The organism is Anaerococcus sp. Marseille-P3915 (assembly GCF_900258475.1).
In the GTDB taxonomy this organism is placed as follows: Bacteria; Bacillota; Clostridia; order Tissierellales; family Peptoniphilaceae; genus Anaerococcus; species Anaerococcus kampingae.
In genome coordinates, this window is the sequence record NZ_LT984888.1 from 483936 (window position 1) to 504044 (window position 20109).

Here is a 20109-nt window from a genome sequence, read left to right on the forward strand (position 1 = left end):
TTTTAGGTCTTTTCCTTTATAAAGATTGAGAGATGTTATGAAATTTAAGCTTAATTCAGAATACAAACCACGTGGAGACCAGCCGGAGGCTATTAGAGAGCTTTCTGATGGGATTCTTGCTGGCAAGAAGGACCAGATCCTAAGAGGGGTAACAGGCTCTGGTAAGACCTTTACCATGGCCAACATTATCGAAAAGGTCCAAAGACCTACCCTAGTCCTTGCCCACAACAAGACCCTTGCCTACCAGCTTTTTACAGAATTTAAGGAGTTTTTCCCAGACAATGCTGTAGAATATTTTGTTTCCTATTATGATTATTACCAGCCAGAGGCCTATGTGGCCGCAACTGACACCTACATTGCCAAGGATTCATCCATCAACGATGAGATTGACAAGATGCGCCACTCTGCGACCATGGCTCTTTTTGAGCGTAGAGATGTTATAATTGTGGCATCTGTCTCCTGTATTTATGGTCTGGGAGATCCGATTGATTACAAAAAGCTAGTCGTATCCCTAAGACCTGGCCAAGAAATAAGCCCGGCAGGGGTAATGAAAAAGCTTATTGACGTCCAATATGTGAGAAATGACGTGGACTTTGACAGGGGGACCTTTAGGGCTAGGGGCGATATCCTTGATATCTACCCAGCAGGTTTTGACCAAAAGGCTATCAGGGTTGAATTTTTTGGAGATGAAATCGATCAGATTTCAGAATTTGATCCCCTAACAGGCAAGGTCTTATCAAAGCTTTCCCACGGCTATATATATCCTGCCAGCCACTACGCCACCACAAGTGAAAAAACTGAAAGGGCAATAGTTACAATTGAAGAAGAGCTAGAAGAGAGAATCAAGGAATTTGAAAGCGAAAATAAATTATTAGAGGCCCAAAGAATTGAGCAGAGAACTAGGTATGATATTGAAATGCTTAAGGAAATCGGATTTTGCTCAGGGATTGAAAATTATTCTGCCCACCTATCTCAAAGACCAAGAGGGTCAAGGCCTTACACCCTAATAGACTATTTCCCAAAAGATTTCGTCCTAATGGTAGATGAGTCCCACGTATCAATTCCTCAAGTAGGAGGCATGTATGCAGGGGACAGGTCCAGAAAGCAAAACCTAGTAGATTACGGCTTTAGGCTTCCATCAGCCTTAGATAATAGGCCACTTAAATTTGAAGAATTTGAAAAGCTAATCAACCAAACAATCTATGTTTCAGCCACTCCTGGCCCATATGAGATGGAAAAAACAGGGGGCAAGATTGTCGAGCAAATAATAAGGCCAACAGGACTACTAGACCCACTTGTAGAAATAAGGCCAACAGAAAATCAAATAGATGACCTCATAAATGAAGTCTATAAGACCATTGAAAAGGGAGACAGGGTCCTTGTCACAACCCTAACCAAGAAAATGGCCGAAGACCTCACAGACTATTTAACAGAAAAGCAAATCAAGGTCAAATACCTCCACTCAGACATAAAGACCATCGAAAGAAGCGAGATAATAAGAGAGCTAAGGTTGGGAGAATTTGACGTATTAGTAGGCATCAACCTCCTAAGAGAGGGATTAGATATACCAGAAGTATCCCTAATAACAATCCTAGATGCCGACAAGGAAGGTTTCTTAAGAAGCGAAACCTCCCTAATCCAAACCATAGGAAGAGCCGCCCGTAACTCAGAAGGCAGGGTAATAATGTATGCCGACCGCATAACAGGATCAATGCAAAAGGCAATAGACGAAACAGAGCGTAGAAGAAAAATCCAAGAAGCCTTCAACAAAAAACACAATATTACCCCAACCACCATCAGGAAAAACATAGGCGAAATAATCCAAGTAACCAAAAAAGCAGAAGATGTAGAAGAAATCCAAGAAATAAACAGGGTAGAAATAGAAACAATCCTAATAAACATGGAAGCAGAAATGTACAAGGCTGCAGAAGAGCTTGATTTTGAAAGAGCAGCAAAATTACGAGACCAAATTAAAAAGATGAGAGAGAATTTCTAATCCAAGATAAGAATATTTCTAATCCAAGATTAGAATATTTTAGGGGATTTTCCCCTAGAACCCCTTCTTTTCTTATACAATATGAGATTATTATTTACTATTATCCTTCGTAATTTTGTCTTATAATAAATGTTTGTCATCAAGCTGATGACTTCGCCAAAGGGGGAGGGCCAAGGACCCTTTCGCATGGGTCCCCATCGCCCTCCCCCTTACACCCCCTCTTCGTTACACCCCACAAGCGGCCCCTAAAGCGGGGAGCATGATTAGAAGCTTGCCTGCGGCAAGCCACTCTTTGTAGACAGAACACCTTGTATTAGCTATCCCTATCCTTAGTGATTTTGACATTCCGATGCCTAAAAATCTCAATCTAGCCCAAATATTTGTACTGTATCCACTCTACATCTCAGTAATTACAGAATTATTATTTATACTCGTGCGTCAGGAGATTTTCTTAACGACATCTCCATTTACAAAATCTCCTGACCTTGGGAGAATTATTCTGTATTCTGAGAGGATATTGACGACAAAGCAGGTCTTTAGCTCGTTTGCTCTCGCAAACATTGCGGTTGATGGGTCTAGGGAAGAGAGCTTTAAGATATACTTAATTAAAATCGTCAATTACTTTAAATCGAGGAAGCGTTCAAAAATTTTGTTGAGCGTAGCGAATCTAAATTTTTAGCTGACGAGATTTGAAATAATAGAGTTTGCTCCAGGATGAGTAGCAGTCATGTACCAAAAGTTTGCGTAGCAAACATCCTTTTTCCCCGCGAGGGGTCGCTCGGAGGGTGTAACGGAAAGGGGGTGTAAGGGGGAATCCGATGAGGGAACGTGCGAAACGTTCCCTAGGGATTCCCCCTTAAACGAAGGGATATGTTTATAATAATCATTTATTATGATATAAAATAACAAAGAGAATTAGTAAATAAAAATAATTCATTAAGAGATAAAAAAACAATATAATTAGTAAATAACAATAATTCAGAATGAAATAAAGAATAAATAATTTATCTAGGATAAAAAAAGAAAGGAATGTTAATGTCAGAAAAAAACATTATTATTAAAGGAGCAAGGACTAATAATCTCAAAAACATTGACCTGACTTTGCCTCGTGACAAGATGATTGTCTTTACTGGTTTGTCAGGTTCTGGGAAGTCTACTCTTGCCTTTGATACTATCTATGCTGAGGGCCAGCGCCGTTATGTGGAGAGCTTGTCTTCTTATGCTAGGCAGTTTTTGGGTGGGATTGATAAGCCGGATGTTGATGCTATTGAGGGGCTCTCTCCTTCGATTTCTATAGATCAGAAGACTACCAATAGGAACCCTAGGTCTACTGTTGCGACTGTGACTGAGATTTATGACTATTATAGGCTTTTATATGCTAGAATTGGCGATGCTTTTTGTCCAGTTTGTGGCAAGCCTATTGTGGCCCAGTCTGTGGACCAGATGGTTGATAGGATTATGGAAATTGAAGAGGGTTCTAGGATTCAGCTTTTAGCTCCTGTGATTAGGGGCAAGAAGGGTCAGCACAAGAAGGCTCTTGAAAATATTAGAAAAGAAGGCTTTGTCAGAGTCATGATCGATGGAGAAAGATATGAAATCGAAGATGACATCGACCTTGATAAGAATAAAAAGCATGACATTTCAGTAATTGTCGACAGGATTAAGATGAAGCCTGGCATCGAGTCTAGGATTGCTGATTCGCTTGAAACTATTATTGGTCTTGCTGATGGACTTGTGATTGTGGATGTGATTGGAAAAGAAGAAATTCTCTTATCATCCAAGCTTGCCTGTCCTGAAGGCCATGTGTCTTTGCCAGAAATTACTCCAAATATGTTTTCCTTCAATGCACCGATTGGCATGTGCCCAGAGTGTAATGGGCTTGGTTTTCATTTGCAAATTGATAAGGGCCTTATTATCCCTGATTATAGCCTTTCTATCAATCAAGGGGCTATAGATCCTTATGCCGGTTCTGGCAAGGGTACCTACTATTACCAAGTAGTAAGGGCTATTGCTGATCATTATAAATTTGACCACGACAGACCTCTTGAAGATGCTCCGGAGGGGATGATCCACGATATCCTCTATGGAACTGACTATGACCTTTCTTTTATTTTTGATTCTCACTTTTCAGGCCAAAAACGCTATGTGGGGATTTTTGAAGGGGCTATTCAAAACCTTTGGGATAGGTACCAAAGGACCAATTCCGATGCCCAAAAGAAGAAATTTAGGGAATACATGGGTGAAGAGGAATGTAGGGTATGCCACGGAGATAGGCTTAAGCCGGAAGTTCTTGCTATTAAGGTTGGTGGCTTAAATATTTCAGAACTTACCCGCCTTTCTGTGGCCAAATCTATAGAATTTTTCCAAAATTTGGAATTGTCTGAGATGAAGGCAAAGATTGCAGAGCTTATTATCAAGGAAATTAAGGGTAGGCTCAAGTTTTTAGACGATGTAGGTCTATCTTACTTGACTCTAAATAGGGCTGCGGCGACTCTTTCTGGTGGGGAAAGTCAGAGGATAAGACTTGCTACTCAGATAGGATCTGGCCTTGTGGGGGTATCTTATGTCCTTGATGAGCCATCTATAGGCCTTCACCAAAGGGATAATGACAAGTTAATCACTTCTTTACGAAACCTCACTGATATAGGCAATACCCTCATTATCGTAGAACACGACGAAGATACCATGAGGGCGGCAGATTATATAGTTGACATCGGCCCAAGGGCTGGTATACACGGGGGAGAGATTGTCGCTAAGGGTAGCCTTGATGAGATTATGAAAAACAAGGCTTCTATTACGGGAGATTATTTGGCTGGTAGGAAGAAAATCCCTGTACCAAAAGAAAGGCGTAAGTCTGATAAGTTTATAGAAATAATCGGGGCTGGGGAAAATAACCTCAAAAATATTGACGTGAAATTCCCTCTTTCAACCCTCACCACAGTTACAGGTGTATCCGGCTCTGGCAAGTCTTCACTTGTCAATCAAATCCTCTACAAGGTTGCAACAAGGAAGCTTAACAAGACCAAAATCCACGCTGGTATCCACAAGAAAGTTATAGGCCTTGACCAAATTGACAAGGTCATAGCCATTGACCAGTCACCAATCGGTAGAACTCCAAGGTCAAACCCAGCCACCTACACCAAGCTTTTTGACAGCATCAGAGATGTCTTTGCAATGACCAACCAGGCCAAGATGAAGGGCTTTAAGAAGGGAAGATTTTCCTTCAATGTCAAGGGCGGCAGGTGCGAGGCTTGTAAGGGAGATGGGACAATCAAGGTAGATATGATGTTCCTTCCTGATGTCTACGTGCCTTGTGAGGTTTGCCATGGCAAAAGATACAACAGGGAAACTCTCGAAGTAAAATACAAGGGCAAGGATATTTCAGAGGTCCTTGATATGACTGTTGAGGAAGGTATAGAATTTTTCCAAAACCACCCACCAATTGTAAGGAAGCTCCAAACCCTCTATGATGTGGGTCTAGGCTATATCAAAATCGGCCAACCATCCACCGAATTATCAGGAGGAGAGGCCCAAAGGGTAAAGCTTGCAACAGAGCTTGCCAAGGTATCAACAGGCCAGACCCTCTACATCCTAGATGAGCCAACCACAGGTCTTCACACAGCAGATGTCCACAAGCTAATAGAAGTCTTAAATAGACTTGTAGATCAAAATAATACAGTAGTAGTAATCGAGCACAACCTAGATGTAATCAAGGTTTCAGACTACATCATCGACCTAGGTCCAGAAGGAGGAGATGGAGGCGGAGAAATTGTCGCCACCGGCACTCCAGAAGAAGTAGCCAAGGTCAAAAAATCCTATACAGGTAAATATCTGAAGAAAATTCTTAAATAAAATAAAGGCCTCTTGATTAGAAATAATTAAGAGGCTTTTTCTGTGGTTTTTAGGCCCCAAAGGCCAATAATGTTTTTAAATTTTTCAAAAAGGGTATATTATAACAAAGACTTTAATTTGAAAAAAAGAAAGGCATATTATGAAAAAAAATAACTTAAAAAAAGCTATGCTAGCACTTATGATAGCATCTGCTGCCATAGTTCCTAGCATAAAAGAATCACACGCAACAACAACTACATCAACAAGTGTAGATATGGGTACAATTTATTTTAATACCCTAGCAGACTTAAGAAAAAGCATTGAAAATGCAAAAGTTTTAAAGAATAAATACCAATACCTAAATGCAGGCACCTATTACCAACAAAACTTTGATAATAGGCTTAAAAGCGCAGAAGATTTAGAAAAAACTCTACCAGCCTACAGCACAGATGTAGACAAATACGAAAAGATCAAGGATGCTAAGGCTTATCTAGACCAAGCTATAAAAGACTTAGATGGCAAAAAAGTATCAACAGACGATTTAGATAAACTTGTTAAAGATGATTCAAATTTCATGAACTCTGATGCCTACAAAAATGCAAAAAGCACTGAAAAAACAGCCTACATCAATGCATTTAATGAGGCAAGAAGCTTCTTACTTCTTAACACAGATAATGAAAAAATTTCATCATCAAAGCTTTACACCCTCACTAAAAATTTAGAGGATGCAAGAAATAAGATTACAAATGACTATGCACCAATAGCTAACAAAGATGCCTTAAAGGCTGAAATCAAAACATCATCTGCCCTAAGAACAGAAGCAGATAAATACACAAAGGCAAGCTTTGATGCCTTCATCTCAGCCCTAAGACTTGCAGAAACAAGCGTAGAAGATAAGTCTAGCAAGAAAACCGCATCTGAATATAAAGAGCTAACAGAAGCCCTAAAAACAGCAAGAGAAGCCCTTGTTAAGGTAAATAAAAGAAGTGGTGCTTATGAAAGCTTAATAAAGAATCTAGAAGAAGCCATCAAGAGAAACAAAATAGCTATAAGCTCTGCAGAATTTCTTCTAGCAAAGGCTCCAAAACAAGTGGCTCCAGTAAAGGACAAACTAGAAAATCTGCTTAAAAAATCTAAGGCTGATATAGAAAAAGCAGAGAAAAAATTAAACGAACTTAACGGAATAAAAGGATAGGAAAATGAAATTTATCAAAAAATTAGGACTATCAATACTAGTAGCAAACCTAGCCTTAACAGGATATGGACTTGCAAATACAAATCTTGCCTATGCCACAGAAGCTCAGCAAGATGAAACACAAACAGAAGAATACAAAGTTCAAAGACAACAACTAGAATATGCAGTAGGTGATAGGGCAAATGTAGTAAGCTCTGAAGCTTACGTTTCATATGCATCTGAGTCAACTAAAGCAGCCTATGAAAAGGCAATTGCTGATGCTAGGGCTCTTTTACAAACCGAAGCTCCAAAGCAAAACCAACTTGCTGCAGCAACAGCAAGCATCAACCAAGCTAGACAAGCTATAAAAAGAGATGTAAACAAGGTTTTAGCTAGAGAAAGACTAAAAAAAGCTATCGAAGACAATAAAAAAACAGCAGCATCAGCTAGATACCTACTAGAAAATGCTCCTAAGACCGTAGCCAAGGTAAAAGATGTCTTGATAAGAAAGCTACAAAGATCAGAAGAGTTAATAAAATTAGCAGAAGCAAAACTTAAGTAAAACAAAATAAGCATAAGAATAAAGATTTAGCCTAGGCTAGGTCTTTATTGTTAGCTTTTTATAAGGGAGCACAATGAAAATATCAAAAAAGACCCTCTTAATCCTAGCCCTCCTAATATTTCTTCCAAAAAGCACAGCCCTAGCCTATAGCGAGGCCTTTGAGGAAAAATTTATAGGTCTAGACACATCTAGAAATGAAAGAGTCCTGGATGCGGCAGAATCCTACATAAATACTGGTCAAATATCTCCACAAAAAAAGGAAAAGCTCACTGTACTGGTAGCAAATGGCCGTCAAATCATCAAAAAGATAGATAATATAAAGGATTCCTTCAGGGACAATATAAGAATAAGAAAAGACATTAGAGAAAATTTGACAAATAGGAGCTCGTATTTTTCGGTAAAAGTAGATAAGATATCGTCAAACAAAGACATATCTGAGCTTTTCACCCAAGTTGCCAAAGAAGACCCATACTTCTATTATAGCCAGTATGCTTCTTGCAAGATCAATACATCCTTCAACCCGTCCAAGTCCTCAAATGGCAAGACCTATATAGAAAATGCCAACTTTGACGTATCCTACAGGGCAGATATGCACCTAGAATATAATCTAAAAGACTTTGTAAAAGAATGGGTAAGGGAAAATATTGCACCAGACCTTACAGACTATGCCAAGGTAGTAAAAATTCACGACTTTATAGTAAAGAAAAACAACTATAACAAAGGCGATAAAAATGCCATAAGCGGAGGATTTTCAATTTATCACCCATCATCCATAATTTATGGCAATGGTGGAGTTTGCAATGCCTATGCCAGTCTGTTTGACCTAATGGCCAAGGAAGCAGGCCTTGAGACAATATTTCTAACAGGCAAGTCCAAAAGAAATGGCGAAGATCATATGTGGAATATGGTCAAGGTGCTAGGAGTTTGGTACCACATAGACACCACCTGGGATGATCCTGTGATTAATTTTGACCTAGGAGATGTTGAAAATATCGAAGATTTTGTAATCTACGATTATTTCCTAAAATCAGATACAGATATTAAAAATTCCAGAACTATAGACGAATTTAAAAACAGGCCAAAGGCAGAAAGCAATTTTGCCTCCATACCAAACAACTCCAAAATAGAAGAGCACGAAGGCAAATTTTGGGTAATAAATTAAATAAAAGCAGATCCCTAGCTAGGTGCGGCCTAGTTGGGGATTTTTCTTACTAAAGCTAAAAAAATTCTATAGCTTTAAATTCTTCGATAAAAATGTTAAAATATACTTAAGAGAAAAATAAGGAGTTATTATGTTAGAAGCAAAAAATGACAATAAAGATAGAGATGATATAGATATAGTTGATAATACATCAGGCACCGTAGGTTTTGACCCAAAGACAGGTAAGGTTTTCTTTGTAGATGAGCCAAAGGTAGAAAAATCTAAAGCAGAAGAGGAAATAGATGATCTAACAGCCCAGCTTGATAAGGCAAGCGATGAAATAGCAGATCTGCTCAAATCAGTAGGAATCGATGATCTCACAGACATGGATGCCCTTAAAAAATTGGCAGAAAATGAAGACTAAAAGGGTTAAGAATCTTGCCTTAGTTTGCCAGATGATAGACATCTATTACAAAGGCAATCCCGATGAAGATCATGATAAGGATGAATTAAAATCCTATGTCAAAAAAAGGCTAGAAGCCTGTCCCCATGGAGATGACAAGCCTTTTTGTTCAACTTGCAAGATTCATTGCTATGATAAAAAGCACAGGTCAATCATCAAAAAAGTCATGCGATATGCAGGGCCAAGGATGCTTTTTAAAAGTCCAATTTCACTGCTAGCCCATACATTGGCAGAGCTAAGATCTAGGAAATCATGAGGAGGTAGCTTAATGGAAAAATTTGACAAGAAGTTTTTACAAAAATTAGAAGAAAGATTTAAGGCAAATATGCATAGACATAAACACATCAAATGGGATTTTGTCCAAAGCTCACTTATGTCTAACGAAGATCTTTATGAAGCTGTATTTCAGATGGATCAGACAGGTGGAGAACCTGACCTGGTGGATTTAGAAGTCTTTAGGGGCCTAGTATATGTAGATATGGCAAAGGAAAGCCCAGAAGGCCGCCGCAATTTATGCTATGACAAAAAGGCCAGGGAAGAAAGAAAGAAAAATCCACCAACATCATCAGCCTTAGAAGAAGCTGAGAAAATGGGCCTAAGGCTAATAAAAGAAGAAGAATATTATGCCATCCAAGACCTAGAAGACCTTGATACAAAAACAAGTAGCTGGATTGATACACCAGATGCGATAAGAGAATTGGATGGGGCCCTATTTTGTAGCAAAAAATATGACAGAACCTTCACCTACCACAATGGTGCAGATTCATATTATCAATCAAGAGGGTTTAGGGCTTGCGTAAAAATCTAATAGGGATAGTTTGCTTATCAGCCATGCTAGCCTTAAGTGGATGTGAAGATAAAAATCAAGCTGATAAAGCTAAAAGTGAAAGTAGAGAAGAAAGCCTTAATATAGAAAGTGTAAGGCCTATAATTCTTGATAAGCTATGTTTTCAAACCCTAATTAGGACCTATGGCGAAGGCACAGGCCAGACAAAAATAATCTTTGAAAATGATGGCAAATTTAGAGGAGATTATTTCGGGAAAATTGCCGCTGATGGCAAGGATTATGGCCTAAGTGCGACGGCACAGATTTTTTACCATGCAGAAGAAATCCACTCATCAGAATTTATCGGTAAAATCGACCTTACAAAAATGCTAGATGAATATCGCTATGAAGGAAAGCTTCTTGAATATAAGATCACAAGTAAGGAAGGTGCCCACGATGACATCTACTATAATGTAGACTTCGCCCTCGGCCTAGATATGGATGATGAATACATCTTATACAGGCCAGGGGCTCCGATAAAGGATTTGGAAAAAGACGATAGGCTCATAGACCTAGCTAAAAATTCTAGCCAGGATGGTGAAAAAGTAAGGGGCTTTATACTTTATAACAAGACAAAAAAAGAGGTATTCACTCAGAAATAAGTTTAATTTAATGGCTACTTTGTGGGTATAATACCTATAAGAAAATATAGAAGGGAGAAATCTATGAAAAAATACACAAAAATAGCGGCTCTTGCCCTAGCCTTTGCCTTTGTGGGGCCAAATCTAGCCTTTGCGGATACAAAGATAGATCGAAAAATCGAAGAGTTAAAGATCGAAGAAAAAAAGCTTCAAGAAGAATATGACTCAATCTATGAGACTTATTCAAATATCCAAGGCAAATCCAAGGCTTATATAAGCAAGAGTGGTCAGTATGTAACAAACGAAGAAGCCATAAGGGCCAAGCTCTACAATGTTTCTTCACAACTAGATAATTATGTCACAAATGTAATCCCTTCTATAGAATCAGCTATGCTAAGCGTAAACCTAAGCCAGGGAGCAAGGCTAAATGGCTATGAGATAAGGGCAAATAATGCCGAAGACTTATATAAATATGTCAAATCATATTTTGTAATGAAAGAAGGGACCGATAAAGAGGTCTATGACAAGCTTTTAATTTCTTATGTTAATGCCATATCAGATTCTGTAGTCTTGCCAAAAATTGACCAAGCCCTAAAGCCAATATCTGAAAAGCTTCAAAAGCAAAAAGAAAAGCTAGATAGGGTAAGTCTAGAGCTTAAATACTACAAAAGGGAAAAGAACAAAGATTCAATTGAAATGTTAAACAGAGCCATAAAAAAGGCCGAAATCCAATTAGAATCTTGCTACAATCTTATAAAATTTGCACCAAAAACAGTGGCCAAAGTCCGCTATAAGCTAGATGGCCAAATCAAGGACCAAGAAGAATTGATTAAAAAGGCCAAGCTAGCCCTAGCCCAGTATTATTAAAAGCTAAGGAATATTGAAATTTAGGACTTTATTGACAAAAATCATCAAAGACATATAATTATAAGATAAGAATAAATATTTTTTAAAATAGAGTCCATGGAGAATGTAATGAAGAAACAACTACTGACAAGTATTTTGGCCCTAGGCCTAGTCCTAAGTACGCCAATAAGTACTATAAATAACCCTTCCTATGCTTCAGAGGCAAGCAATCAGGAAACAGATACAAAAATCAATGACCTAAAAGCTTATGTTAATGATTATAATAACAAAGTTGCTAGCAATTCTTATAGGCTAGCTAGTGATGAGAGCAAGAAAGCCTATGACCAAGCTTATAGTCAAGCGAATGAATATCTTAAGAGTGAAGATAAAAAAGCAGACCAGCTTGATGATCTTTCTATGAGCTTAAAAACAAGTATTGAAGACCTAGAAAAAAGTGCTAAAGAAAATCAAAAATCTTTGAAAGTAGCGATAATAAAAGCAGGAAAATTATTAGATAAAAATAAAGAAAAGGTCGATGATAAGGACCAAGCCTATATCGATATTAACAAAGATGTGGATAAGGCAAAAGAAATCCTTAAAAATGAAAATCTAGAAAAAGCAGCTGGCAAAGAACTCATAGACTTAAAAGAAGCTATCAATAAGAATTTCTTAGATCTAAAGGAAAAGTATGAAGATAAAGAAGAATATGAGGTAAGCGAAGAAGAAATCAAAGCCCTAGATAAAGAGCTAAATCCTGAAGAAACAAAAGTCAATGGCTTCCAAGATGTCATAGATGATAGGGATAAACTTCTTAATAGTCATGAAGAATTCATAGGCTCAAATCCTTATAAGGAAGCTAAAGCAGAACAAAAAGCTGCCTATAATAAAGCCTACAATACTCTTAAGGATATGGCTATCGATAAGGATGATAATAGCAATGCAGCTTATAACAGAATCCTAGAAGCAGTTAAAAATGCCTATCAAGAAAGATATACTATAGATGGAAAAGATTTAAATCTTAAGACTGCAAAGATAGATAAGCTAGCCCAAGCTAAAAAAGACCTAGATGTCTATATTAATGACAGGGAAAATATCGAAAAAATCCTAAAAGAAGATGCATTTAAAAATGATAGCTTAAAGGATTTCTACAAAGAAAATATCGAAAAAGCTATAAAACTAAAAGAAAACAAAGAAGCCACTTTAGAAGATTATACTAAACTTAATGATAAGCTAAAAGAAATCACAGATAAAATAAAATCAAAAAGCCAAGTTAAGACTGTAGAAGATGCAAGAGCAGCCCTTAAAATCCTAGTTGATAACAAGGATAATATCAAAAAAAGCACAGCCTATACAAATGCTGAAAAAGAAGCTAAAGATGCTTATGATAAGGCCATCAAAGATGGTGAGTATATCCTAAATAAACTTGCAAATGGTGAGAAATTGAGCCTAGAAGAAGTAAAAAAGGCCCATGATAAAATTCTAGAAGCAATCTTAAATTTAGACTACAAGTCATCTGATAAACTCCAAAAACTTGTAAATGAAGATGAAGAGTTTAGAAAAAGTAAGAATTACAAAGACCTTGAAGAAAATTCTAGCAAGAAGGAAATAATAGATCATTACAATAATCTCATCAAATTAGCCAAAGAAGAGCTAGCTAAGACAAGTCCTGATAGAGCTAATATCAACCTATTATTAAAGGCAATCAAGGATAGTAAGGATGAGATAGATGGCAAATTATCAACACCTGCTAGAAAATTAAATTATGAAATCTATATCTCTGATGTATTCAAAGGACTAGCTGCCTATAAAAAACCTAAAGATAAGGATGCAGCAAAGGAATATGATGGCTTCTTGAAACTTGCTAAATATCTAAAAGACTCTGGAAAAGCAGATAGTAAATTAGCAGGTCATATCTTAGAAATCCTTACAAATGCGAGAAAGTATTTGGGTGGGGAAATAAGCAAGGAAAGATACACCATAAATAAAAATTATATCCTTCTAAAGATGGTAAAAGCCGATGAGGATTATAAGAATGTAAATCAAGTATCTAGAGAAAGGCTTGAAAAAGCCCTAGAATTAGCCGAAGACTCAATGAAAAATCCTGACGATAAGGATAAGCAAGCAAAGGCTCTCCAAAGCCTAGGCGAAGTCTTAGAAGACCCATCAATCAAGGCTATTATTAAAAAGATATTCGACAGTAACCCTCTCAAGGAAAGAAAAGACCTACTAAATGAGCTAAATGAGCTTGTTTCAAATGATAAGAAATTAAAAGAAGGCAGCTTTAAATATCAAAAGGCCAAAAAGGTAAATAGGGATGCTTATGACCAAGCCCTTGCAAGCGCAAAGGAAGTCGTAGCTAAGGATAAACCAAGCCTAGATGAGGTTAATAGAGCCCTTACAAATCTAAAAAAAGCTATCGAAAATCTTGATGGCGATAAATTTGAAGATAGTATCAATGCCTTAGCCAAAGAATTTAAGGAAAAGCAAAAGCTAATCCCACAAGATAAGAGACAGGCTATGGCTGACAGGATTAATAGCCTAAATGAACCAGGTAAGACCATGGATGACTATGAAGCGGTCAAAAAAGAATTCTATGATCTAATCAATGATAAGAAGGTAAGTGTGACAACTACAACAGTCGCACCAACAACAAGTCCTGTCCAAACCGTAACAAAAGCAGGATCTCCTGTAAAAACGGGTATAAATGGAATAGCAAAGGTTGCTATAATTTTAGTAGTAGCCGCTATAATATATGTAATTTTGAAGAAAAAAGGAGAAAACAATGAAATTAACAAATAAAAAAATAATAGCTATACTTTTAGCAGCAGCAACACTTACAGCTTGTGATGGACTAAATGGAAGCAAAAAAGAAGCTGAAAATACTGAAAAACCAGCTGTAGAAGAATCTCAAGAAAACAAAGAAGCAGAAACAAAAGAAGAAACAGATGCTGACAAGGCTGATTCAGAAGAAAAAGACGCTGAAAAGAAAGAAGGCGAAGAAGATTCTGAAAATGCTGACCAAGCTGATGCTGATAAAGAAGAAGCAGTAACAGATGCTGGTCAATCAACAAAAGAAAAGCTTGAAGATGCTGTATTTAACAACAGAGTACAAGCAAGAGCAGCAGAAATCCTACTAGAACAAACTCCTGAAACAATTACACAAATCAAGGATAAACTAGAAACTCTAGTAGAAGAATCAAATGCACTAATCGAAAAAGCTGAAAAAGCACTAGAAAGTCTATAAAATATACTAAGCGGGCAGGAATGCCTGCTTTTTATATTTTATAAATTGTCAGTATCTTAAAATTACTATAAAAAAGTCGTTGTAATATTTGTAATCTATGATAAAATATAGGTAAGTGGAGGAGATTATGAAAAAAACACCTATAAAATACGGACTCCTAAGCCTGGCCCTTCTCATATCCTTACCAAACCAAGTAAGAGCAACAGAAGAGCCAGCTGAGCCGATTACAAATATAACTGAGCCTAGCAAAGAAGAAGTGGCTAAGCCAGAAGAAAATAAAAAACTAATAGAAGATAGCGAGATAGACAATACACCAGCCCCAGCCTTGGAAAGTCAAACACCAAGTGTGAATAATACATACCAAGCGCCAAGTGTGCCTAGCCCTAGGATAAATCTCACAACCCCTACTACTAGCCCACAAAATACAAATTACCTAAGCCAAGCAGGCAAGTTTAACCTAGAAGAAGGACCAATCAAGGTCACAGCCATTAAGACTGAACTAAATAAAAAAACAAAGGATGATAAAAACAATTTTACCCTATCATTCATGCTTGGCATCCATGCCAATTCTTTAGACAGCGAGTATACCATATCAGTATTTGCCCTTAAAAATAGCGAAAATAAGACCCTAAAGCTTGCTAATGTCATAAGTGATTCTAATGTTAAAACAGGCAAAAATCTCCTAGATAAGGCAGAACAAATTGAAAGTGAAGATGTCCTAGGTTTTAGGATTAAGACAAACATCTCAGACTATGCGAGCATAAAGGTAGAAGCAAACTTTGATCAAGATGTTAAGCCAGGTGATTATTCTATATATTATATAGTAAGCAAGGGTGAGGATAAAAGTTTTGGCAAGGTAGATGCAAAAGTCACCAAGAAAGATGAAGATGACTTTGAGCTAGATACAAAGCCTGAATTACGAGATTATGAAAATAAAGAATCCAAAAAGGATGACCCTATTACAAAGCTTCCTTACAAGAAATACCTAATCAATGATAGCAAGGAAGAACAAAATTTGGGCGCTTATCTTGACCTAGACTCATCAGACTTAAGCAAGTCTAAATTTGTAATAAATTATATAGATCCAAATCTCCTCGTAGAAAAAACAGAAACAATAGCAAATCCAAAGACCTATCAAATACCAGCCTTTAGCCTAGCTAGGATAGATGTCCTAGATAAGGATAGCAAGGAAGAAGTCAAATCTGCAGCAGTAGGAGTCTATGATTTTAAAGATTCAAAAAGGACAATGGGAGATTTGATAATCAAAGCTGGCGAAAATAAAGATAGGAAAAATGACAAGTCAAAAGAGCTAATCAATTCTTTAAGAACTGCCAATAAGGACATGGAAAAGGCCCTAGAAGCAAGGGTAAGCTCAGCTGTAAGGAAAAATGACGAACCATCTGATGAAGAGCTAGAGCTATTAACAAATAGGCTTCTAAACCACGCAAAGATTATAAATACAATAATAAGACAAGTATTATTAAATAGCGAACTAGAAAGCTTAAGAGAATTAGAGCTAAGCGATAAAGAGGCAGCTGAGGAGGAATATAGAAATATAGCCCTTCTTTTAAAGCAATCACAAGATCTTAAGGAAAAGGCAGCCGATAAGCTTATAGCCTATGATGAAATCGACCTAAAGTCAGATTATGCCGAAGGTAATCCAAGTGAGGCTAGAAATCTAGCCTTAGACTTTGCAGATGATACAGACATAAATTACCTAACAGATTTAACTGATGGTAAAGATAAAAATTATAAAGAATTTTTAGAAGAGTTAAGTTCTAAGCTAGGCCACGCTATGACAAAGGTAGAAACAGTTACAATCACAAGCGAAGAAGACAAAAAAGAACAAGCTAACAAAGAAAACTTAGAAGATAAAAAAGAAGCTGACAAGGAAAAGGAAGCCCCTAACGAAGACGGGGTTAAGGATGAAAAACTTCCAGAAAATAAAGAAGAAGTAAAAGAAGAAAAAGAAACAAAGGAAGAAAATAAAGAAAATCCTCAAAATCCAAAAGAAAAGCAGGAAGAAAAACCTGCCAAAGATGAAAAAGATGAAAAGCAAGACAAAGAAAAAGTTCTTCCAGAAAATCATCTAGAAAAAAAAGATGAAAAGAAGGAAGAGAAAAAGCATGAATCAAAGGTTAGAATCAAAAACTCTTACCCACTATTAGTAAGATACTTAAGAAATCTAAATAATAGGACAAATTTCTTAAATAATCAAAAAAATTAAGAACGAGTAGAGCTAAAAACTAAATAAATTTTTTAAAAGCATCATAAACGGCTAATAATAGCCAAGTGGTGCTTTTTATTTTTTGCAAAAAAATCCTATTTCTTAACATAAATTTAATGATCCATAATTTATAATTAAATAAAAACTTATAAAGTAAAGACAATTAATTATTAAGGAGAATCAAATGAAGAAAAGAAATCTTGCAAAACTTGCCCTAATCACAGCCCTGTCGACAAGTATATTTTTTAATCACATTGAAAGTCCCCTTGCGGCAAAAGAAGATGTAAAAGCAGGCATAAATAATCAAAAAAATGAAGATGTTATCAAAAAACTAGAAAAAGAAATCCAAGAAAAGCAAAGAGAGCTTAATGCAAGAATTAAAGAGAAAACTCGACTTGAAACTGAGATTTCAGATTTAGAGAAGAAATTAGATGAGATAAAAAGTAAATTTGATAAAGAAAGCAAGGCTGATCTAGCCAAGCTAAATAAACTAAAAGAAGAAAAGAAAATCGCAGAAAAGGCCCTAAAAGACCTTCAATCAGAGAAAAAAGCAGTCGAGCAAAAGAAAACAGAACTAGAAGGTAAAATACAAGCTAATAATGAAAAAATCGCTGAATTAAAATCTACAGACAAGACCCAAGTAGAAAAAGATATAAAAGAAGCAAAAAGTTCAAAGTCTAAAGATGAAAGCGCAAAAACAGCCTTAGAAGAGAAATTAGCAAAAGAAGTAAAAGCTCACGAAGATTTACAAAAAGAATACCAAAAAAATAAGGCATATAGCGAAAGACTTGATATAGATATAAACTCAAAGAAAAATACCCTAAATGAATTAAAGGCAAATCTTGATAAAACACAAAATGAAATCAAGAATGCTAAGGACAGAGATCAAGATATTGACAAAATAAAAGAAGAATTAGCAAAAGCAAATAAAACAATAGAAGATTATAAAAAAATTGAGAGTAAACAGCTTGATAAAATTAAAGAAAATGAAGTCAAGATAGAAGCTCTTAAGAAGAAAAACCCTTCTTATAAGCCTGAATTAGAACAAAAGATAGATGAATTAGAAGCTCAATTAAAGGAACTTGAAGAGAAACAAAATGCTTTACAAAAAGAAATTGATAGCTTAATTTCAAAAAAACAAGGTCTTGAAAGTAAGAAAATTGAAGCCCAGGGAGAATTTGACAAACAAAAGTTAGAAGCAAATGGCTTAGATGACGAAATTAAAGAAAAAGAAAGAAATATTGGGGATCTTGAAGTAGGCATTGAAAATGCTGAAAATTCTAATGATGCCAATAAAGAAGAGACTTTAAAAGAGCTTAAGAGTAGGTTGGATAAGACTAATAATGAAAAAAACACTCTAGAATCCCTAAAAAATGAAGCGGAAAACAAAGCAAATGAAGCTAATTCAAAAATAGAAGCTTACAAAAAAGAAATTCAAGATACTCTAAATAGTATAAGAGAAAAAGAAGAAGAACAAAAAACAAATGCAATAAAAATAAATTCTATAACAAGTGAACAAGAAAAGTTATTAAGAGAAAAAGAGCAAAATAATATAAATTCTGATGATATAGATGAGATAAAGAGATTAGAGGCAGAGAATTCTGCAATTAGAAATAATATAGACAAATCAAAAACACATATAAATCCATTCTTAGAAGCAAAGAAAAAATATGAGAAGCAAATAGAAGAATACAATAAAATAACTGAGGAACTTAAAGAGTTAAACACTAAAAAGGAAGAATTAACTAAGAAAATTGAAAAGCTTAATATTGAAATCTTAGATAATGAAAATACAAAGAAGACTAATGATCTTAAAGTAGAAAAAATAAAGAAGCAATTAGAAGCTTATTTAAAAGCAATAAACGAAACAAAGGCTGATATCAAGGCAAAAGTAGCAGTTATCAAAGGTTATGATGAAAAAATAAGAGCTAAAGAAAAACTTCTTAAAGAAATTGAAGATAAAGAGGCTAGTAAAAAAGCTCTTGAAGCTGAGAATGTAGAATTAAATAAAGAACTTGCAGCAAATAAAAATAAGCTATCAAGCCTTGAAAATAAAAAGAAAGACCTTGATAATGAGGATAAAAAGCTAGATGAGAAAATTAAGACACTTAAGGATAGCTTAGATAAAAGAGTTGCTCCAGAAATGGCTAAAGACTACAAGGAAATAAAGGCAAAGCTTGATCAAAAGAAGATTTCTCTAAGACAAATCCTTGAATCAATCAAAAAAGATGAAAAGACCCTAAATGATAAAAAAGTCGGCCTAGAAGTCCTAAAAAATAAAAAGGCAAAAGAAAATCAAAAGCCAGAAAATAAGGATCAAAATAATAAGCCAAGCTCACCATCAGATAATAAGTCAAATACTAATAATAAAGCAAATACTAATGATAATAAGTCAAAGGATGACGATAAGACAAGTGAGGATGCAGAAAAGATTAAAAATGAGAAATTTAGAAAAGCTCTAGTTAATCTTAAAATGGCTTATAAGAGAGCCTTAGCTGTCCTAGAAAGAGCAGAAAACTATATGAAAACTGCCAAGATGCCTAAAGCGAAAAGAGCTAAGCTTGAAGTTTTAGTAATAAGACAAAAACTTATCTTAGAGAAGGTAAGAATCCTAATAGAAAAGCTAGAAGCCAAAGCTTAGATAAAAATTTTAATAATATTAAAATACCAAGTCAAATCTGACAAGATAGACTTGGTATTTTTTTGTTAAATTCCAAAGAAAAATCAAAGAAAACTAGTAAATAATAGAATTTCACTTATTAATATGATATAATAATAATATATCATTTGTTAAAGTATGAAAGGACAGCGATGAAGGATAAAACCAAGGATTTTATATTTTTTATATTAGCAATTATAATTTTTTATGCATTGCTTTTTGCACTTGGTTTTACCTGTCCAATCAAGGCGCTGACAGGGATTTCCTGTCCAAGCTGTGGTATGACGAGGGCTTACTTTTCCCTACTTAGGCTTAAGCCGTCTTTGGCCTTTGCTTACCATCCACTTTATCCCCTACCAGCTATTGTCTTAGTGGCTTATATATTTAGGGGAAAACTATCAGATAGATTTAAGAAAATTTCCATCATTTTGGGACTTATCTTAGTATTTGCTGTTTATTTTATAAGGATGGCTGATCCTAGCGATGATATAGTAGTATGTAGGCCTAGGGATTCGATAATTTATAAGGCCTATGAGAATCTTATTAAAAAATAAAAAGG

At 35.8% G+C, this 20109-nt stretch carries 15 protein-coding genes; all 15 read left to right on the forward strand.

Going from position 1 to position 20109, the window contains the following annotated elements; translation table 11 throughout:
* The first annotated feature begins 37 nt into the window (after positions 1-37).
* The 15 genes from uvrB (at position 38) to C8269_RS09895 (ending at position 20104) form a co-directional block, all read left to right on the forward strand.
* Positions 38-1996 carry an excinuclease ABC subunit UvrB gene (gene uvrB, locus C8269_RS09825; protein WP_106461550.1) on the forward strand — a complete coding sequence of 653 codons (1959 nt, stop codon included), beginning with the start codon at positions 38-40 and terminating at the stop codon, positions 1994-1996.
* Between the two features lie 1035 nt (positions 1997-3031).
* Positions 3032-5848 (forward strand): excinuclease ABC subunit UvrA, encoded by a 2817-nt coding sequence (gene uvrA, locus C8269_RS09830; protein WP_106461552.1) that lies wholly within the window; start codon positions 3032-3034, stop codon positions 5846-5848.
* 139 nt (positions 5849-5987) lie between these two features.
* The gene (locus C8269_RS09835) at positions 5988-7022 is read left to right on the forward strand and encodes a hypothetical protein (RefSeq protein WP_106461554.1); all 1035 of its coding nucleotides are present in this window, start codon (positions 5988-5990) and stop codon (positions 7020-7022) included.
* A gap of 4 nt (positions 7023-7026) precedes the next feature.
* The gene (locus C8269_RS09840) at positions 7027-7563 is read left to right on the forward strand and encodes an FIVAR domain-containing protein (protein WP_106461556.1); all 537 of its coding nucleotides are present in this window, start codon (positions 7027-7029) and stop codon (positions 7561-7563) included.
* A gap of 73 nt (positions 7564-7636) precedes the next feature.
* Positions 7637-8725, forward strand: a complete 1089-nt coding sequence (locus C8269_RS09845) for a transglutaminase domain-containing protein (protein ID WP_106461557.1) — start codon at positions 7637-7639, stop codon at positions 8723-8725.
* A 130-nt stretch (positions 8726-8855) separates the two neighbouring features.
* Complete coding sequence (locus tag C8269_RS09850) at positions 8856-9128, forward strand: hypothetical protein (RefSeq protein WP_106461559.1); 273 nt, start codon at positions 8856-8858, stop codon at positions 9126-9128.
* Positions 9118-9423, forward strand: coding sequence for a nitrous oxide-stimulated promoter family protein (locus C8269_RS09855; RefSeq protein WP_106461561.1), 306 nt, complete (start codon positions 9118-9120; stop codon positions 9421-9423). Before C8269_RS09850 ends, C8269_RS09855 begins: the two co-directional genes overlap by 11 nt.
* A 12-nt stretch (positions 9424-9435) precedes the next feature.
* The gene (locus tag C8269_RS09860; protein ID WP_106461563.1) at positions 9436-9975 is read left to right on the forward strand and encodes a DUF4256 domain-containing protein; all 540 of its coding nucleotides are present in this window, start codon (positions 9436-9438) and stop codon (positions 9973-9975) included.
* Positions 9960-10595, forward strand: a complete 636-nt coding sequence (locus tag C8269_RS09865; RefSeq protein WP_158698407.1) for a hypothetical protein — start codon at positions 9960-9962, stop codon at positions 10593-10595. Before C8269_RS09860 ends, C8269_RS09865 begins: the two co-directional genes overlap by 16 nt.
* Positions 10596-10658: 63 nt before the next feature.
* Complete coding sequence (locus C8269_RS09870) at positions 10659-11441, forward strand: hypothetical protein (protein WP_106461566.1); 783 nt, start codon at positions 10659-10661, stop codon at positions 11439-11441.
* A 108-nt stretch (positions 11442-11549) separates the two neighbouring features.
* Positions 11550-14219, forward strand: a complete 2670-nt coding sequence (locus C8269_RS09875) for an FIVAR domain-containing protein (protein ID WP_158698408.1) — start codon at positions 11550-11552, stop codon at positions 14217-14219.
* Entirely contained in the window at positions 14203-14664 is a 462-nt protein-coding gene (locus C8269_RS09880; RefSeq protein WP_106461570.1) for a hypothetical protein, read from the forward strand. Before C8269_RS09875 ends, C8269_RS09880 begins: the two co-directional genes overlap by 17 nt.
* A gap of 127 nt (positions 14665-14791) precedes the next feature.
* Positions 14792-16891 carry a hypothetical protein gene (locus C8269_RS10835; protein WP_158698409.1) on the forward strand — a complete coding sequence of 700 codons (2100 nt, stop codon included), beginning with the start codon at positions 14792-14794 and terminating at the stop codon, positions 16889-16891.
* 184 nt (positions 16892-17075) lie between these two features.
* Positions 17076-19532, forward strand: a complete 2457-nt coding sequence (locus C8269_RS09890) for a hypothetical protein (protein WP_106461572.1) — start codon at positions 17076-17078, stop codon at positions 19530-19532.
* A 170-nt stretch (positions 19533-19702) separates the two neighbouring features.
* On the forward strand, positions 19703-20104 hold the full coding sequence (locus tag C8269_RS09895; RefSeq protein ID WP_106461574.1) for a DUF2752 domain-containing protein: 402 nt from the start codon (positions 19703-19705) through the stop codon (positions 20102-20104).
* Positions 20105-20109 lie beyond the last annotated feature (5 nt).

What these genes read in the sequence shown, in the direction of transcription:
- C8269_RS09875 (WP_158698408.1), top strand. Translation starts at nt 11,550, where the DNA reads ATGAAGAAACAACTACTGACAAGTATTTTGGCCCTAGGCCTAGTCCTA.
- uvrA (WP_106461552.1), top strand. Translation starts at nt 3,032, where the DNA reads ATGTCAGAAAAAAACATTATTATTAAAGGAGCAAGGACTAATAATCTC.
- C8269_RS10835 (WP_158698409.1), top strand. Translation starts at nt 14,792, where the DNA reads ATGAAAAAAACACCTATAAAATACGGACTCCTAAGCCTGGCCCTTCTC.
- C8269_RS09855 (WP_106461561.1), top strand. Translation starts at nt 9,118, where the DNA reads ATGAAGACTAAAAGGGTTAAGAATCTTGCCTTAGTTTGCCAGATGATA.
- uvrB (WP_106461550.1), top strand. Translation starts at nt 38, where the DNA reads ATGAAATTTAAGCTTAATTCAGAATACAAACCACGTGGAGACCAGCCG.
- C8269_RS09860 (WP_106461563.1), top strand. Translation starts at nt 9,436, where the DNA reads ATGGAAAAATTTGACAAGAAGTTTTTACAAAAATTAGAAGAAAGATTT.
- C8269_RS09840 (WP_106461556.1), top strand. Translation starts at nt 7,027, where the DNA reads ATGAAATTTATCAAAAAATTAGGACTATCAATACTAGTAGCAAACCTA.
- C8269_RS09895 (WP_106461574.1), top strand. Translation starts at nt 19,703, where the DNA reads ATGAAGGATAAAACCAAGGATTTTATATTTTTTATATTAGCAATTATA.
- C8269_RS09835 (WP_106461554.1), top strand. Translation starts at nt 5,988, where the DNA reads ATGAAAAAAAATAACTTAAAAAAAGCTATGCTAGCACTTATGATAGCA.
- C8269_RS09850 (WP_106461559.1), top strand. Translation starts at nt 8,856, where the DNA reads ATGTTAGAAGCAAAAAATGACAATAAAGATAGAGATGATATAGATATA.
- C8269_RS09880 (WP_106461570.1), top strand. Translation starts at nt 14,203, where the DNA reads ATGAAATTAACAAATAAAAAAATAATAGCTATACTTTTAGCAGCAGCA.
- C8269_RS09870 (WP_106461566.1), top strand. Translation starts at nt 10,659, where the DNA reads ATGAAAAAATACACAAAAATAGCGGCTCTTGCCCTAGCCTTTGCCTTT.
- C8269_RS09890 (WP_106461572.1), top strand. Translation starts at nt 17,076, where the DNA reads ATGAAGAAAAGAAATCTTGCAAAACTTGCCCTAATCACAGCCCTGTCG.
- C8269_RS09845 (WP_106461557.1), top strand. Translation starts at nt 7,637, where the DNA reads ATGAAAATATCAAAAAAGACCCTCTTAATCCTAGCCCTCCTAATATTT.